This is a genomic window from Phaeobacter sp. JH20_08, from assembly GCF_048056635.1.
Lineage (GTDB): Bacteria > Pseudomonadota > Alphaproteobacteria > Rhodobacterales > Rhodobacteraceae > Phaeobacter > Phaeobacter bryozoorum.
This window is the reverse complement of the sequence record NZ_JAYMVV010000012.1, coordinates 119,345-134,358: the sequence shown is the minus strand read 5'-3', so window position 1 is coordinate 134,358 and position 15,014 is coordinate 119,345. Positions and strand designations below refer to the sequence as shown.

Here is a 15,014-nt window from a genome sequence, read left to right as displayed (position 1 = left end):
TCACTCCACCAACAGTTCGCGGAGGACCGCATTCAAGACTGCACGACCGGAATCGGTTGCCCGCAGACGGTTGCCCGAAATCTCGATCATACCGATATCTGCCAAGTCGGAGATACGGTCAGCAGGAAGTGATCGGCCGGAGATTTCCTGAAAACGATCACTATCTAGCCCCTCGACAAGCCGCATGCCCATCATCATGTATTCGGCGCTAGACTCTTCTGATGTCAATTGCGTGCGGCTGGTCTCACCAGTTGTGCGTTCGGCTGCATTGAGCCAGGCACCGGGTTGAAGATAGGTTTCAGTAGCATATCGCCGACCTCCAATGGTGAGGCGTCCATGGGCGCCCGGACCGATACCAAGGTAATCACCATACCGCCAATAGATCAGATTGTGTCGGGACTCGGCACCGGGGCGCGCATGATTGGAGATTTCATAAGCGGGCAAGCCATGATTGTCGCAGATTTCTTGTGTCGCTAGATACATGTCTGCTGCGTTGTCATCACTGGGAAGATCCCGCAGCTTGCCCTTGGCATAGCGATCCCCAAAGGCAGTGCCTTCCTCAATTGTCAGCTGGTAGAGAGACAGGTGATCAATGGCCATCGACAGGGCCTGATCAAGCTCCTGTCGCCAGTCGGTGAGTGTTTGGCCCTGTCGGGCATAGATCAGATCGAAACTGACTCGGTCAAAGCAGTTTCGAGCCACATCAAACGCCTTCTGCGCCTCGGCGACGTTGTGCAAACGCCCCAAGCGGCGTAGGTCATCGTCGTTAAGTGACTGAATACCCATAGAAATCCGATTGACCCCGGCATCTCGGTAGCCAGCAAAGCGACCGGCTTCGACCGAGGTCGGATTTGCTTCAAGCGATATCTCTATGTCATTGGAAAACGGCCATATTTCACGCGCCGTTTCGATGATGGAGGCGACAGTATCCGGATGCATCAGCGACGGCGTACCGCCTCCGAAGAAGATAGTGTTCAATACACGACCAGAAAGCTCTGGAGCAGCGCGCAGCATCTCTGCGCGATAGGCGGCGGCCCATCTGGTTTGATCAATCTGCGCCGTGACATGGCTGTTGAAATCGCAGTAGGGGCATTTGGCCTGGCAGAACGGCCAGTGGATATAAAGCCCAAAACCCCCGTTGCGCCAATCATCCACCGAAACAAGCCTCGACGAATTTGGCAACGGCCTGGCCGCGGTGGCTGATCTTGTTCTTGGCCCAGCGATCCATTTCGGCGCAGGTCTGATCATGACCATCAGGTTGGAACATTGGATCGTAGCCAAAGCCGTCCTTGCCCCTAATGGGCCAGACGAGTTGTCCAGGCATCACACCTTCAAAGACCTCATCATGACCATCTGGCCAGGCCAGAACCAAAGTGCAGCGGAATTGGGCGAGCCGCGGGTGGGGGGCTTGTTTCGCTTCCAGTTCGTTATGGGCACGCGTCATTGCCATCATGAAATCGCGTCCGTCACCGGTTTCTGCCCAGTCGGCAGTATACACTCCGGGGGCGCCGTCGAGCGCATCAATTGTGATACCCGAGTCATCGGACAGGGCGGGTAGGCCGGTCGCCTTTGCGGCGGCATGGGCCTTGATCCGCGCATTTCCGACAAAGGTATCTTCTGTCTCGGCCGGCTCGGGCAGGTCCATTTCGCCGGCTCCAATTACCGTGACGCCAAACGGCTGGAGGAGATGCTTCATCTCCTCCAGCTTGCCTTTGTTGTGTGTGGCGACAAGCAGGCGGTCGCCGGCAAACTTGCGTGTCATGCGCAGGCTGCCTTTTGCATCTCGGCCAGTTCAGCGGTGCCTTTGGTCGCCAAATCCATCAGGGTGTTCAATTGCTCACGGCTGAACATGGATCCTTCGGCGGACATCTGGACTTCGATCAACTGGCCCGATCCAGTCATGATGAAATTACCATCAACACCGGCTTCGGAATCCTCCGGGTAGTCGAGATCCAGGACAGGTTGGCCTGCATAGATACCGCAGGAAACGGCCGCGACGGGATCAACAAGCGGGTCTATCTTGACCTCACCTGTCTTCATCAGTTTGTTCACTGCAAGCCGCAATGCCACCCAACCACCGGTGATCGACGCACAGCGCGTGCCGCCGTCTGCCTGGAGGACATCGCAGTCGATGCTGATCTGCCGTTCGCCAAGCGCGACTCGGTCAACACCTGCGCGCAGGGCACGACCGATGAGGCGCTGGATTTCGACAGTGCGGCCACCCTGTTTGCCCATTGCGGCTTCACGGCGCATACGGGTGTTCGTGGCACGGGGCAGCATCCCATATTCTGCGGTGACCCAGCCCAACCCGGTGCCTTTGATAAAGGGCGGAACGCGGTCCTCGATGGTTGCGGTACACAGCACATGGGTGTCGCCCATTTTGATCAGGCAGGACCCTTCGGCGTGTTTGGTGAAGCCTGTTTCGATGGAAACGGCGCGCATTTGGTTCAAGTCTCGTCCAGAGGGTCGCATGGGTCATCCTTTGTTTGCTTACCAATCGGGATAGCGCCCGCAGGGTTGACGATGCAAGCATGATTGACCTTTTGATGCTGCGCTCTTTAATGACAAGGGTAGGGGCGGGCAAAGCCTTGCGCAGAAACGGCAGCGACCACACATAGAGTGCGATGAACAGCAGTAGTGACATTCTGAAGGATATGAACGACCGGTCGCGGGACGTGTTCCGCGCTGTTGTGGAATCCTATCTTGAGACGGGAGATCCGGTTGGCAGCCGTACCCTGACGCGCTCCCTGAACGAGAAGGTAAGCGCCGCCACGGTGCGTAACGTGATGCAGGATCTGGAGCATCTGGGGTTGCTGAACAGTCCGCACACCAGTGCCGGGCGGGTGCCAACACAGGTCGGTTTGCGGATGTTTGTTGATGGTCTGTTGGAGGTTGGTGATCTCAATAATCAGGATCGTCAAAAAATTGATGAAACCATGGGCACGAATTCCGGGACCGGGTCCGCAGGTCTTGCAGGTATGTTGGATCGTGTAGGCTCCGCGCTGTCAGGCGTGACACGGGGAGCATCTCTGGTGCTGACGCCCAAGCACGAGGCAGAGATCCGGCACATCGAATTCGTCACCCTGGCCCATGATCGCGCTCTGGTCGTGCTGGTGTTCTCAGACGGCCACGTGGAAAATCGTCTGTTCACGCCACCGCCGGGGCAAACGCCAAGTTCGATGCGGGAGGCGGCAAATTTTCTGAACGCTTTGATCGAAGGGCGCACATTGGGCGATGTGCGCGGTGCGATACAGGAAGAGATCAAGGCCCGTCAGCAGCAGATCGACGTTCTGGCCCGTGAAATGATCGAAAGCGGTCTGGCGGCCTGGGAAGATGAGGGCAGCGATACGGCGCGACTGATTGTTCGCGGCCGGGCGAATCTGCTGTCGGAAGGGGGGGCGGCTGAGGAGCTGGACCGGATCCGGAACCTGTTTGATGACCTCGAACGGAAGCGCGATATCGAGGAGTTTCTCCAGCTGACCGAGGATGGCGAAGGTGTGCGCATTTTTATCGGTTCGGAGAACAAACTTTTTTCACTTTCGGGTTCCTCTTTGGTGGTGTCTCCCTATATGAACGCGGATCGAAAGATCATTGGTGCGGTGGGTGTCATTGGCCCGACCCGCCTGAATTACGGCCGGATCGTGCCGATTGTGGACTATACGGCGCAACTGGTCGGGAAGCTTCTTTCCGACCGGACTTAGAGGTGAAATATGGCAGAGCCCAAGAACGACGATTTTTTGGACGACATCACAGAAGCCGAAGCGGAAGAGCTCTCTGCGCAGACTGAAGAATATGATGATGCTGCACTGGAATTGGACAGCCTGCGTGCCGAACGGGATGAACTGAAAGACCGTTTCATGCGCGCGCTGGCGGATGCGGAAAACGCCCGCAAGCGCGGCGACAAGGCGCGTCGCGAAGCTGAGCAATACGGTGGGTCCAAACTGGCACGTGACATGCTGCCGGTATACGATAACATGAAACGCGCGATTGAAGCGGCGACCGATGAGCAGCGTGAAGTTTCTGCAGCGCTGATCGAAGGCGTCGAACTCACCATGCGGGCGCTGCTCGGCGTGTTTGAAAAACATGGTATGCAGGTGATCGCGCCGGAAGTGGGCGATAGATTTGACCCGCAGGTGCATGAAGCCATGTTCGAAGCTCCGGTTCCGGGAACCAAAGCCGGCGATATCATTCAGGTATCTGCCGAAGGGTTCATGTTGCACGACCGTCTTCTGCGCCCCGCGCAGGTTGGCGTGTCTTCGACACCGGCAGGTTGATACCGGCGGTCGTAGGCGGGCCTATGGCCCGTGCCTGCGGCGCTAGTATTTTTGGAAAGATGACAAGCGGCCCTTGGTGATCCAAGCTGGCCGCTTTTCTATGTCAGCTCGCGGCCTCCTTCAGCCGGTAGAGTGCCTCCAGCGCCTCTCTTGGTGAGAGATCGTCAGGGTGGATGTCACCCAGGAGCTGTTCCAATTGTGACGGACCTGCCGGAGCTTTCGGTTGCGGAGGCGGGGCGGCTGCAAACAGCGGCAAATCGTCGATCTGAATTTTGCCGGCGCCACTGCGGCTGCCTTCCTCCAGCATGTCGAGCACATCGCGGGCCCGGGTGACAACGCTTGCCGGGAGCCCTGCGAGCTGGGCCACCTGTACCCCGTAGGAGCGATCTGCTGCGCCTTTCTTCACTTCGTGAAGGAAGATCACATCGCCTTCCCATTCCTTGACCGAAACCGTGGCATTCTCGACGCCAGGCAATTTGCCGGCGAGCTGGGTCAGCTCGTGATAATGGGTGGCAAACAGCGCCCGGGCTCGGTTGACCTCATGCAGGTGTTCCAGTGTTGCCCAGGCAATCGAGAGGCCGTCATAGGTTGCGGTGCCGCGTCCGATTTCATCGAGAATCACCAGCGCCCGGTCATCCGCCTGATTGAGGATTGCTGCGGTTTCGACCATTTCCACCATAAAGGTTGACCGGCCCCGTGCGAGATCGTCAGAGGCACCGACACGGCTGAACAATTGGCTGATCAGCCCGATATGAGCGCTGTCGGCGGGTACATAGCTGCCGATTTGCGCGAGTATGGCGATCAAGGCATTCTGGCGCAGAAAGGTTGATTTGCCGGCCATATTCGGGCCGGTCAGCAACCAGATCGCGGCACCACCGTTGGCCGTGAGTGCACAGTCATTTGCCACAAATGAAGTCCCACCCTGCTGGCGCAGGGCCTGTTCCACAACTGGGTGCCGTCCACCGGTGATGTCAAAGGCTCGGGAGTTATCAACCGATGGTCGTTGCCAGTTCTCACCTAGGGCCAGATCGGCAAGCGCTGTAACAAGATCCAATTCCGCCAACCCGCGTGCGGCAGCATTCAATCTCGCGGCATGGTCGAGAATAGCGCCGGAAAGCCTTGTATAGAGCCGTTTCTCTATTTCCAAGGCGAGGTTGCCCGCGTTCAGGATGCGTGTTTCGATCTCACTGAGTTCGACAGTGGTGAAACGCACCTGATTGGCGGTGGTCTGGCGATGAATATATGTCTCTGACAATGGGGCAGAGAGCATTTTCTCGGCATGGGTTGCCGTGGTTTCAATGAAGTAGCCCAGCACATTATTGTGCTTGATCTTCAACGAGGTGATACCGGTGTGGTCCGAGTATTTCTTTTGCAGGGCCGCAATGACGGACCGCCCTTCGTCGCGCAGGGTGCGGGCTTCGTCCAGATCGCTGTCGTAGCCTTCGGCAATGAAACCGCCGTCGCGCGCCAAAAGTGGCGGTTCTGCGATCAGCGCTGCGTCAAGGAGGGGGAGGAGATCATCAAACCCGGTCAGGCCAGCGAGTGCCTGCTGCAACAGCTCAGGCATCTCCATCGTCGCGCATAGATTGGAAATCGCCTCCGCCTGGATCAGCGTATTGCGTACGGCGGCGAGGTCTCGAGGGCCGCCACGCTCAAGCGCAAGGCGGGAGAGTGCCCGATCAAGATCAGGTGTTTTGCGCAGGGTGGCCCGCAGAGATTGGGCCAGCTGCGTTTGCTCGACGATGAAGTCCAGAGACGCCAACCGCGCTCTGATTACATCGAGATTGCGGGAGGGGCTGGACAGCCGTTGTTCGAGCAGACGCCCACCGGCGGGCGTCACCGTGCGATCAACCACTGAAAGCAACGAGCCGCTTCGCCCCCCGGTCATCGAGCGGGTGAGTTCCAGGCTGCGGCGGGTTGCGGCGTCAATCTGCACGACGCGGTCTTCGGCTTCCTGTACCGGTGGCTGGAGAAGGGGCAATTTGCCCTTCTGGGTGATATCAAGATAGTCGATCACCGCGCCCATCGCCGAAATCTCGGCGCGGCTGAAGGTGCCGTATGCCTCGAGCGTCGAGACCTTGAACAGATCGCAGATACGTTTCTCAGCGGCGCTGCTGTCGAAGCTGGACTTGGCCAATGGGGTCACGGGGATCTGGTGGTCGTCAGCTATGGGACGCAGATGATCCAGCGCTGGGCCATCAGCCACAATCAGTTCGGAAGGGGCCAGACGCGCCAGTTCGGGCGATAGTCGCACGGCCGCGACGGGCATCACGTGAAATGCACCCGTCGAGATATCGGCCCAGGCAAGCGCCGCCTGGTCGCGCAATTCGCAATAGGCGGTCAGAAAGTTATGACGACGCGCCTCCAGCAGGGAATCCTCGGTGATGGTGCCGGGTGTGACCAGTCGCACCACATCGCGTTTTACTACGGATTTGGACCCGCGTTTCTTGGCCTCTGCGGGGCTTTCGAGCTGTTCACCGACCGCCACGCGAAAGCCTTTGCGGATCAGCGTCAAAAGGTATCCCTCCGCCGCATGGACGGGCACGCCGCACATCGGGATATCGTCGCCGTCGTGTTTACCGCGTTTGGTCAGCGCAATGTCGAGCGCTTCGGCAGCGTTTACGGCATCGTCGAAGAACATCTCGTAGAAATCACCCATGCGGTAGAACAGGAGGGCATCCGGGTACTGCGCCTTGATGTCGAGGTATTGGGCCATCATCGGCGTGACTGTGGACAAAGTTCGGCTCCGTAAAATGGGGGATTTGGTTGGCGCGACCTTACAAATCAGGCGACTGCGACGAAAGGTGAAAACGCAACTTCGTTGAGATGATGCGCGTGCTGAGCTATGACGCTTGGGACAGTGAGAGGACACCCAAAGCCAATGCCCAAAGCCAAGATTACCAACGAAGAGGCGCTTGCCTTCCATCTGGAACCGACACCCGGAAAATGGGAGATCAACGCAACTGTCCCGATGACCACGCAGCGCGATTTGTCGCTGGCTTACTCGCCCGGTGTAGCTGTGCCCTGCGAGGCGATCGCGGCGAACCCGGAGACGGCTTATGATTATACGAACAAGGGCAACCTTGTGGCCGTGATCTCCAACGGGACCGCGGTGCTGGGTTTGGGAAATCTGGGTGCGCTTGGATCCAAACCGGTAATGGAGGGCAAGTCGGTCCTGTTCAAACGATTTGCGGATGTGAATTCCATCGACATCGAGTTGGACACCGAGGATCCGGATGAGTTCATCAAGGCGGTGCGCCTGATGGGGCCGACGTTTGGCGGGATCAATCTTGAGGATATCAAGGCGCCGGAGTGTTTCATTATCGAGCAGAAGCTCAAGGAAGAGATGGATATCCCGGTCTTCCATGATGATCAGCACGGCACCGCTGTGATCTGCGCGGCCGGCCTGATCAATGCACTGCATATCTCTGGCAAGAAAATCGAGGATGTGAAGATCGTCCTCAATGGTGCCGGAGCTGCCGGCATTGCCTGTATCGAGCTCCTGAAAGCTATGGGCGCGCGGCATGAGAACTGTATCGTCTGTGATACCAAGGGCGTGATTTATCAGGGGCGCACTGAGGGTATGAACCAGTGGAAGTCAGCCCACGCCGTCAAGACGGAACTGCGCTCCCTGGAAGAGGCCATGAAGGACGCGGATGTGTTCCTTGGCGTTTCTGTCAAAGGGGCGGTGACACAGGACATGGTAAAATCCATGGCCGACAATCCGGTGATTTTTGCGATGGCAAACCCGGATCCGGAGATTACACCGGAAGAAGCCCATGAAGTGCGCGTTGATGCTATCGTCGCCACAGGCCGATCAGACTACCCCAATCAGGTGAACAACGTGCTGGGGTTCCCATATCTGTTCCGCGGCGCACTGGATATTCATGCGCGCGCCATCAACGACGAGATGAAAATTGCCTGCGCCCATGCTCTGGCAGGTCTTGCGCGTGAGGATGTGCCGGATGAGGTGGCGCTGGCCTATGGGAAATCGCTGTCCTTTGGCCGTGACTACATCATCCCGACTCCCTTTGATCCGCGTTTGATCCATCGCATTCCGCCAGCAGTTGCCAAGGCTGGTATGGACACTGGTGTCGCGCGTCGGCCGATCATAGATATGGATGCCTATGAGCACGGCCTGCGTGGTCGGATGGATCCGACTCAGTCGATCCTTCGCGGATTGAACGCGCGTGCACGCGCAGCGCAATCGCGGATGATCTTTGCCGAAGGTGACGATCCCCGCGTCTTGCGTGCGGCGGTGATGTATCAACGCTCCGGCTTTGGTAAGGCGCTGGTTGTTGGACGCCCCGATGATGTGCGTAGCAAGCTGGAAACAGCCGGGCTGGGGGATGCGGTTCGTGAGTTGGAAATCGTGAACGCGGCCAATACTCAGCATTTCGAAACCTATAAGGACTTTCTTTATGAGCGGCTGAATCGCAAGGGGTTTGACCGTAAGGATGTTCACCGGCTGGTTGGCCGTGATCGCCATGTGTTCTCGGCCCTGATGCTTGCGCACGGGCATGGTGACGGCTTGGTCACCGGTGCGACGCGGAAGTCGGCGCATGTGCTGGACCAGATCAACCATGTGTTTGATGCGGATGCGACAAATGGATCGGCTGGTGTGACCGCACTGCTGCACAAGGGTCGTATCGTTCTGATCGGTGATACATTGGTGCATGAATGGCCGGATGAGAATGATCTCGCCAATATCGCCGAACATGCGGCCGGGGTGGCCCGTCATATGGGCCTGGAGCCACGGGTTGCGTTTGTGAGCTTCTCGACCTTTGGCTATCCGGTCTCCGAACGGGCCGAGAAAATGCACATCGCGCCGGCAGTTCTGGACAAGCGCGGCGTTGATTTTGAGTACGAAGGCGAAATGACGGTCGACGTGGCGCTGAACGCCAAGGCACAGGAGGCATATCCGTTCCAGCGTCTCACTGGTCCGGCCAATATCCTGATCGTGCCTGCGCGGCACTCTGCGTCGATCTCGGTCAAGTTGATGCAGGAAATGGGGGGCGCTACAGTTGTTGGTCCAATCCTGTCCGGTGTTGATAAACCGATCCAGATCTGCTCCACCACGTCGACTGCAAACGACATTCTGAACATGGCGGTTCTGGCTGCCTGCAACATCGGGTGATTTCATGGCGATCTGGAATTTGGGCTCAATCAACGCCGACATGATCTATGCGCTGCCTCATATGCCAGCTGCGGGGGAAACTCTTGCGGCGGAGGGGCTGGAGCAGTTCCTGGGCGGAAAGGGAGCAAATATGTCTGTGGCCGCCGCGCGCGCAGGCAGTCATGTCTGCCATCTCGGCGCGGTCGGACCGGACGGGGCCTGGGCCGTCACGCGGTTGTTGGAATATGGCGTCGACACGCGCCATATTGCACAGCTGGAGGTGCCGACCGGCCATGCAATCATCGCGGTTGATCCGTCGGGCGAGAACCAGATTATCCTGTTTCCCGGGGCCAACCGTCAGATCGGCGAAGATCAGGTCGGCTCTGCGCTGTCAGAGGCGAGTGCGGGCGACATTTTGGTGATGCAGAACGAGACCAACATGCAGGCCGAGGCTGCACGAATGGGGCGCGATCTTGGCCTGAAGGTTGCCTATGCCGCCGCGCCTTTTGATGCAGAGGCAGTCCAGGCGGTCCTGCCGTATCTCGACTATCTGTTCCTGAACGAGGTCGAAGCTGAACAGCTGCGTGAAGCGACCGGCAAGACGCCCGAAGCGCTGGGTGTGTCAGATGTTATCGTGACTCTGGGGTCCAAGGGCGCGCGCCATTATGCGTGCGAGAGTGGTGAAACCCACGATGTTGCAGCGCATTCGGTTGTTCCGGTCGACACAACGGGTGCCGGAGATACTTTCACGGGGTATGTGCTCTCGGGATTGGACCGTGGCATGCCGATGGCGCAGGCCTTGGCGCAGGCCAGTCGCGCAGCTGCATTGATGGTCACCCGCAAAGGCACCGCCGATGTGATCCCCGACCTGAAAGAGGTGCAAGACGCAAGTTTCTGACGACATCAATCAGTCAATATGAAAAAGGCGCGGGTTCCACCGCGCCTTTTTCGTGCAGTTATCCATGGTGCCGCACCTAGTGCTGCTTGGCAAAAGGCGCTGCGGCCCCCCATAGCTGCAATACCCTTGCATCGCGACCACAGGCCTGCCGATATCGCTTATACGCCTCCGATTGACGTTTGGGACCAAATCGCGTGAGCACCAGCCGGTTCCCTTTGTAATAATCCTGATGGTAGGCATCGGCGGGATAGAATGCCGTTGCGGGAAGGATCGGTGTGACGATGGCGTGACCGAGTTCTGCTTGCGCCTTGGCCTTGGCAGCCTCTGCGGCAGATTTCTGATCCGATCCAGAGACGAATATGGCCGTTCTGTAGCTGTCGCCGCGGTCGCAGAACTGACCACCGGCATCTGTCGGATCAACTGACCTCAGGAACATGGACAGCAACTGATGGCGCGTTACTTTTTTGGGGTCAAACCGGATTTGAACCGCTTCGTAGTGACCGGTGCCGCCGGCGGTGACCTGTTTGTACGTAGGTGATGGCACGCTGCCGCCCGTGAAGCCGGATACTGCCGAGAGAACACCTGGAACGCTTTCAAAATCGCTTTCCACGCACCAGAAGCAGCCACCCGCCACGGTCAGGGTTTCGACGTTCTGGGCATGGGCCTGATGACCTTTCAAGGCCACGGCCAGCACCATGAACAAGGTCAGTACGATTGGTCTAAGGGATTTGGTCGAACGCATCATGGCCTCCATCGTTGCTCTACTGTGGCTCAGGGCTCTTTCGGGCTCAATCACATGACATGGTTTGTCACAGCTTGGTGACGGGAAGTTACCGCTTGGAAATGGGATCCAATGCTTCTAGCGTGCGCCTCGCAGGAGGAGCAGATGACCAAGAAAATGAGTACGCACCAAGCGGAAGAAGATCAGCGCAACGAAGAGATCCTGATCTATCTGAACGGCGAGATTGTTCCGAAAGCTGACGCCAAGGTCAGCGTCTATGACAGCGGTTTCATGCTGGGTGACGGCGTTTGGGAGGGGCTGCGCCTCTATGATGGGACCTGGGCCTTCATGGATGAGCATCTGGACCGCCTGTTCGAGGCTGCAAAGGCGATTGATCTGGATATCGGCATGTCCCCTGATCAGGTCAAACAGGTCGTGCTGGACACGCAGAAAGCCAATGGTATGACCACAGATGCCCATGCGCGGCTGATGGTGACACGCGGAGTGAAAACTCGGCCTTTTCAACATCCCTCGCTGTCGCAGCAGGGACCGACCTTCACCATCATCATGGAGCATTCGCGCCCTCACCTGCCGCGCCCGATCCGGCTGGCAACCGTGCCACATCTGCGCGGACTGCCGATGACGCAGGATCCGAAGCTGAATTCGCATTCCAAGCTCAACTGCATCTTGGCCTGTATCGCAGCCGAGAAGGCGGGCGCCGACGAAGGGCTGATGCTGGACGTGAACGGCTTTGTGAACACGACGAACGCCTGCAATTTCTTTATCGTGCGCAAAGGTGAAGTTTGGACCTCGACCGGTGACTACTGCATGAACGGGATCACCCGACAGAAAGTGATCGACCTGTGCCGCGCCAACGACATCCCTGTCTTTGAGCGCAACTATTCACTGGTGGATACCTACGGCGCGGATGAGGCTTTCCTGACCGGAACCTTTGGTGCGCAGACGCCCGTGGGCGAGATTGATGGTCGCCAGATCGGTGAGGGTGCCATGGGGCCTGTGACCGAGCGGATCCGCTCGCTCTACAAGGATCTCGTCGCGCGGGGGTGCGCCTGATGCGGATCGCGATGTGGTCAGGGCCGCGCAATCTGTCGACGGCAATGATGTATGCCTTTGGCAATCGCGGCGATTGCGCTGTGGTGGATGAACCTTTTTATGCGGCGTATCTGGCGAAAACGGGACTGGAGCACCCAATGCGCGCCGAGATCCTGGAGAGCCAGCCACAGGAGCCGGCAGCGGTCGTGGATTTATTGCTGGGGCCGGTCCCGGCTGCAAAACCGTTTTTCTATCAGAAGCACATGACGCAGCATATGATCGAGGGCATACCCCGTGACTGGATGCGTGAGGTCACAAATGTGTTTCTGATCCGCCATCCGGCGCGGGTCATTGCCTCCTACACGGAGAAACGGGAAAATCCGACGTTGGATGACATAGGGTTTCGCCAGCAGGCGGAATTGCTCGACCTGGTCCAGAGTTGGGGTCAGAGTCCGGTGGTTCTGGACAGCAACGATATTCGCAGAGATCCCGCGCAGATGCTGGAACGGCTCTGCGACAGGATCGAGATGCCGTTTTCCCCGAAGATGCTGTCATGGCCCATGGGCGGACACAAGGACGACGGCATCTGGGCGGCACATTGGTATGGATCTGTCTGGCAGTCGACGAAATTCGCAGGACCAGAAGGACCGTTGCCCGAGGTTCCGGATGAACTGCAACCGGTTCTGCAAGCGGCATTGCCCTATTACGAGCAGCTGCAAACGACAAAGATCTGACGGAAGGGAACGAGGGGGCGCTGCCCCCTCGCGCCTGCGGCGCTTCACCCCCGGAGTATTTTTTGGAAAGATGACAGGCCGCAGGGCTGCGTCGTGATCAGCCGATCAGCTTGCCCAGTTTCATTGCCACCCCCATATCACCTGAAATTTTCAGTTTGCCCATCATCACGCCGGTCATCGGGTTCAGTTTTCCGGTGAGCAGCTTCTTCAGGTTTTCGGTACTGATGCGGATGGTGCAGTCGGTGTCACGGTTTTCTGTCGTGGCATCGCCATCTGCGAGAACGATGACGCCATCGTCGCCGCAATCGAATTTCAACGAACCTTCAAAGTTTTTCCCGGTCAGCCCGGCGCGGATACCATCCGCCAGCGGTTGAAGTGCCATCGTCTCCCCCTCGGTATCTTTGCGCCAAGGGTTAGGCATCCGTCTGTCAGCAGGCAAGGGTGACCAAAGGGGAGGTTACGTCAGCTTTCAAGACAGGCTGCTACGGGTGACCGGGCAGGGGGTTCCGTCGAAAAACGTCTCTAATACTTGTGAAAACACATCTGGTGCGCCAGGAACGGCAGCAAAGAGCGTCATTGATGAGCAGAGTTTCCTGGCGTCAGTTTCGCCGAGGATGGACGCGGCGCTGCGGTCTTTGTGGGTGAGCAGCAGCTCGCTCGCCTCGGTCAACCGCGCGTTCAGGACCGGATGGGCCAGATACGCGGTGGCCTCCGTCAGATCCTCGATCCCGTAGAGCTGCGCCATATGGGACTGGCCAAGGTCAGCAAGCTGGGGAAAGACGAACCACATCCAGTGGCTCGTCTTTTTACCGGCGGAGAGTTCGGCGCGGACATCGTTCCAAACGGTGTCCTGCGCCTCGACGAACATCTCCATCTCTTCGGTCAGATCGTCGTCTATATCATCTTCGATATCGACGCGGTCGCTCATTTCTTCAACCGGCGCTCGCGAGCGGCGAGAAGTTTCAGCCGCAGCGCGTTGAGCTGGATGAAGCCCGCTGCGTCCTTCTGATCATAGGCACCTGCGTCTTCCTCGAAGGTGACATGTGCTTCGGAGTAGAGCGAGTGATCTGACCAGCGGCCTACGGTGGATACGGAACCTTTGTACAGTTTAACACGTACGGTGCCGGTGACATGTTCCTGGCTGCGGTCGATGGCGGCTTGCAGCATTTCGCGCTCGGGCGAGTACCAGAAACCATTATAGATCAGCTCGGCATATTGCGGCATCAGCTGGTCTTTCAGGTGCATTGCGCCCCGGTCCATCGTGATGGATTCAATGCCGCGGTGGGCTTCGAGGAGGATGGTGCCGCCCGGAGTCTCATAGATGCCGCGGGATTTCATGCCAACAAACCGGCCTTCGACCAGATCGAGACGACCGATGCCGTGCTTGCCGCCGTATTCGTTCAGTTTGGTGAGAATGGTCGCGGGTGACATTGCCTCGCCGTTGATGCTGACGGCGTCACCTTTTTCAAAGCCGATCTCGATGAATTCAGCTTCATTCGGAGCATCCTCCGGGTGGACGGTGCGCTGATAGACATAGTCAGGCGCTGCAACGGCGGGGTCTTCCAGCACCTTGCCTTCGGAGGAGGTGTGCAGAAGGTTCGCATCCACGGAGAAGGGGGCTTCGCCACGTTTGTCCTTGGCCACAGGGATCTGGTGCGCCTCTGCGAATTCGAGCAGACGGGTGCGCGAGGTCAGATCCCATTCGCGCCAGGGGGCGATCACCTTGATATCGGGGTTCAGCGCATAGGCCGCCAGTTCGAACCGGACCTGATCGTTGCCCTTGCCGGTGGCGCCATGAGCAACCGCATCGGCGCCGGTTGCCTCGGCGATCTCGACCAGACGCTTCGAGATCAGCGGACGCGCGATGGAGGTGCCCAGCAGGTAGAGGCCTTCGTAGACGGCATTGGCGCGGAACATCGGGAAGACGAAGTCCCGCACGAATTCTTCCCGTACGTCTTCGATGTAGATGTTCTCTGGTTTGATGCCCAGCAGCTCTGCCTTCTGGCGGGCAGGTTCCAGTTCCTCACCCTGGCCGAGATCGGCGGTGAAGGTCACAACCTCACAACCGTATTCGGTCTGCAGCCATTTCAGAATGATTGACGTATCAAGGCCGCCGGAGTAGGCGAGGACAACTTTCTTGGGCGCGGACATGGGATTTCCTCTTGATCAGAACGCCAGCGGCCTATCCGGTTTTTGACAGAAGAGCAAGGTTTTCCCC

The 15,014-nt window shown here is 58.2% G+C and carries 14 protein-coding genes; 6 read left to right on the top strand and 8 right to left on the bottom strand.

Annotated elements, in window-relative coordinates:
* The 3 genes from hemW to rph are packed head-to-tail and all read right to left on the bottom strand — an operon-like array spanning position 1 to position 2,472.
* Positions 1 to 1,155: a radical SAM family heme chaperone HemW gene (gene hemW, locus VWY75_RS13910; RefSeq protein ID WP_416538456.1), complete on the bottom strand. Its 1,155-nt coding sequence runs from the start codon at positions 1,153 to 1,155 to the stop codon at positions 1 to 3.
* On the bottom strand, positions 1,148 to 1,762 hold the full coding sequence (gene rdgB / locus VWY75_RS13905) for an RdgB/HAM1 family non-canonical purine NTP pyrophosphatase (RefSeq protein ID WP_102855694.1): 615 nt from the start codon (positions 1,760 to 1,762) through the stop codon (positions 1,148 to 1,150). The genes hemW and rdgB overlap by 8 nt, the downstream gene beginning before the upstream one ends.
* Positions 1,759 to 2,472 carry a ribonuclease PH gene (gene rph, locus VWY75_RS13900; protein ID WP_102855693.1) on the bottom strand — a complete coding sequence of 238 codons (714 nt, stop codon included), beginning with the start codon at positions 2,470 to 2,472 and terminating at the stop codon, positions 1,759 to 1,761. Before rph ends, rdgB begins: the two co-directional genes overlap by 4 nt.
* Positions 2,473 to 2,624: 152 nt before the next feature.
* On the opposite strand from rph, the gene hrcA reads away from it, so the two are divergent.
* Positions 2,625 to 3,701, top strand: a complete 1,077-nt coding sequence (gene hrcA / locus VWY75_RS13895; protein ID WP_340547126.1) for a heat-inducible transcriptional repressor HrcA — start codon at positions 2,625 to 2,627, stop codon at positions 3,699 to 3,701.
* Between the two features lie 9 nt (positions 3,702 to 3,710).
* Positions 3,711 to 4,274, top strand: coding sequence for a nucleotide exchange factor GrpE (locus VWY75_RS13890; protein ID WP_340547127.1), 564 nt, complete (start codon positions 3,711 to 3,713; stop codon positions 4,272 to 4,274).
* Between the two features lie 103 nt (positions 4,275 to 4,377).
* On the opposite strand, the gene mutS is transcribed toward VWY75_RS13890, so the two are convergent.
* On the bottom strand, positions 4,378 to 6,993 hold the full coding sequence (mutS, locus tag VWY75_RS13885) for a DNA mismatch repair protein MutS (protein ID WP_416538501.1): 2,616 nt from the start codon (positions 6,991 to 6,993) through the stop codon (positions 4,378 to 4,380).
* 162 nt (positions 6,994 to 7,155) lie between these two features.
* Here mutS and VWY75_RS13880 point away from each other — a divergent pair, with 162 nt between their 5' ends.
* Entirely contained in the window at positions 7,156 to 9,411 is a 2,256-nt protein-coding gene (locus tag VWY75_RS13880) for an NADP-dependent malic enzyme (RefSeq protein ID WP_340547128.1), read from the top strand.
* Positions 9,412 to 9,415: 4 nt separating this feature from the next.
* On the top strand, positions 9,416 to 10,288 hold the full coding sequence (locus VWY75_RS13875) for a ribokinase (RefSeq protein ID WP_416534338.1): 873 nt from the start codon (positions 9,416 to 9,418) through the stop codon (positions 10,286 to 10,288).
* Between the two features lie 76 nt (positions 10,289 to 10,364).
* Here the strand turns inward: VWY75_RS13875 and msrA are convergent, their stop codons facing one another.
* Positions 10,365 to 11,030 carry a peptide-methionine (S)-S-oxide reductase MsrA gene (msrA, locus tag VWY75_RS13870; protein ID WP_416538500.1) on the bottom strand — a complete coding sequence of 222 codons (666 nt, stop codon included), beginning with the start codon at positions 11,028 to 11,030 and terminating at the stop codon, positions 10,365 to 10,367.
* A gap of 144 nt (positions 11,031 to 11,174) precedes the next feature.
* Here msrA and VWY75_RS13865 point away from each other — a divergent pair, with 144 nt between their 5' ends.
* Together VWY75_RS13865 and VWY75_RS13860 are read left to right on the top strand one after the other, a co-directional pair.
* Positions 11,175 to 12,083, top strand: a complete 909-nt coding sequence (locus VWY75_RS13865) for a D-amino acid aminotransferase (RefSeq protein WP_416538455.1) — start codon at positions 11,175 to 11,177, stop codon at positions 12,081 to 12,083.
* Complete coding sequence (locus VWY75_RS13860) at positions 12,083 to 12,796, top strand: HAD family hydrolase (RefSeq protein WP_416538454.1); 714 nt, start codon at positions 12,083 to 12,085, stop codon at positions 12,794 to 12,796. Before VWY75_RS13865 ends, VWY75_RS13860 begins: the two co-directional genes overlap by 1 nt.
* 97 nt (positions 12,797 to 12,893) lie before the next feature.
* On the opposite strand, the gene VWY75_RS13855 is transcribed toward VWY75_RS13860, so the two are convergent.
* The 3 genes from VWY75_RS13855 to VWY75_RS13845 all read right to left on the bottom strand — a co-directional run bounded on the left by VWY75_RS13855 (position 12,894) and on the right by VWY75_RS13845 (position 14,947).
* Positions 12,894 to 13,178 carry an SCP2 sterol-binding domain-containing protein gene (locus VWY75_RS13855; protein WP_416537746.1) on the bottom strand — a complete coding sequence of 95 codons (285 nt, stop codon included), beginning with the start codon at positions 13,176 to 13,178 and terminating at the stop codon, positions 12,894 to 12,896.
* 87 nt (positions 13,179 to 13,265) lie between these two features.
* Positions 13,266 to 13,724 carry a DUF1810 domain-containing protein gene (locus VWY75_RS13850; protein WP_340547133.1) on the bottom strand — a complete coding sequence of 153 codons (459 nt, stop codon included), beginning with the start codon at positions 13,722 to 13,724 and terminating at the stop codon, positions 13,266 to 13,268.
* On the bottom strand, positions 13,721 to 14,947 hold the full coding sequence (locus VWY75_RS13845; RefSeq protein ID WP_340547134.1) for an argininosuccinate synthase: 1,227 nt from the start codon (positions 14,945 to 14,947) through the stop codon (positions 13,721 to 13,723). Before VWY75_RS13845 ends, VWY75_RS13850 begins: the two co-directional genes overlap by 4 nt.
* Positions 14,948 to 15,014 lie beyond the last annotated feature (67 nt).

What these genes read in the sequence shown, in the direction of transcription:
- rdgB (WP_102855694.1), bottom strand. Translation starts at nt 1,762, where the DNA reads ATGACACGCAAGTTTGCCGGCGACCGCCTGCTTGTCGCCACACACAAC.
- rph (WP_102855693.1), bottom strand. Translation starts at nt 2,472, where the DNA reads ATGCGACCCTCTGGACGAGACTTGAACCAAATGCGCGCCGTTTCCATC.
- hrcA (WP_340547126.1), top strand. Translation starts at nt 2,625, where the DNA reads ATGAACAGCAGTAGTGACATTCTGAAGGATATGAACGACCGGTCGCGG.
- VWY75_RS13890 (WP_340547127.1), top strand. Translation starts at nt 3,711, where the DNA reads ATGGCAGAGCCCAAGAACGACGATTTTTTGGACGACATCACAGAAGCC.
- mutS (WP_416538501.1), bottom strand. Translation starts at nt 6,993, where the DNA reads ATGATGGCCCAATACCTCGACATCAAGGCGCAGTACCCGGATGCCCTC.
- VWY75_RS13880 (WP_340547128.1), top strand. Translation starts at nt 7,156, where the DNA reads ATGCCCAAAGCCAAGATTACCAACGAAGAGGCGCTTGCCTTCCATCTG.
- VWY75_RS13875 (WP_416534338.1), top strand. Translation starts at nt 9,416, where the DNA reads ATGGCGATCTGGAATTTGGGCTCAATCAACGCCGACATGATCTATGCG.
- msrA (WP_416538500.1), bottom strand. Translation starts at nt 11,030, where the DNA reads ATGCGTTCGACCAAATCCCTTAGACCAATCGTACTGACCTTGTTCATG.
- VWY75_RS13865 (WP_416538455.1), top strand. Translation starts at nt 11,175, where the DNA reads ATGACCAAGAAAATGAGTACGCACCAAGCGGAAGAAGATCAGCGCAAC.
- VWY75_RS13860 (WP_416538454.1), top strand. Translation starts at nt 12,083, where the DNA reads ATGCGGATCGCGATGTGGTCAGGGCCGCGCAATCTGTCGACGGCAATG.
- VWY75_RS13855 (WP_416537746.1), bottom strand. Translation starts at nt 13,178, where the DNA reads ATGGCACTTCAACCGCTGGCGGATGGTATCCGCGCCGGGCTGACCGGG.
- VWY75_RS13850 (WP_340547133.1), bottom strand. Translation starts at nt 13,724, where the DNA reads ATGAGCGACCGCGTCGATATCGAAGATGATATAGACGACGATCTGACC.
- VWY75_RS13845 (WP_340547134.1), bottom strand. Translation starts at nt 14,947, where the DNA reads ATGTCCGCGCCCAAGAAAGTTGTCCTCGCCTACTCCGGCGGCCTTGAT.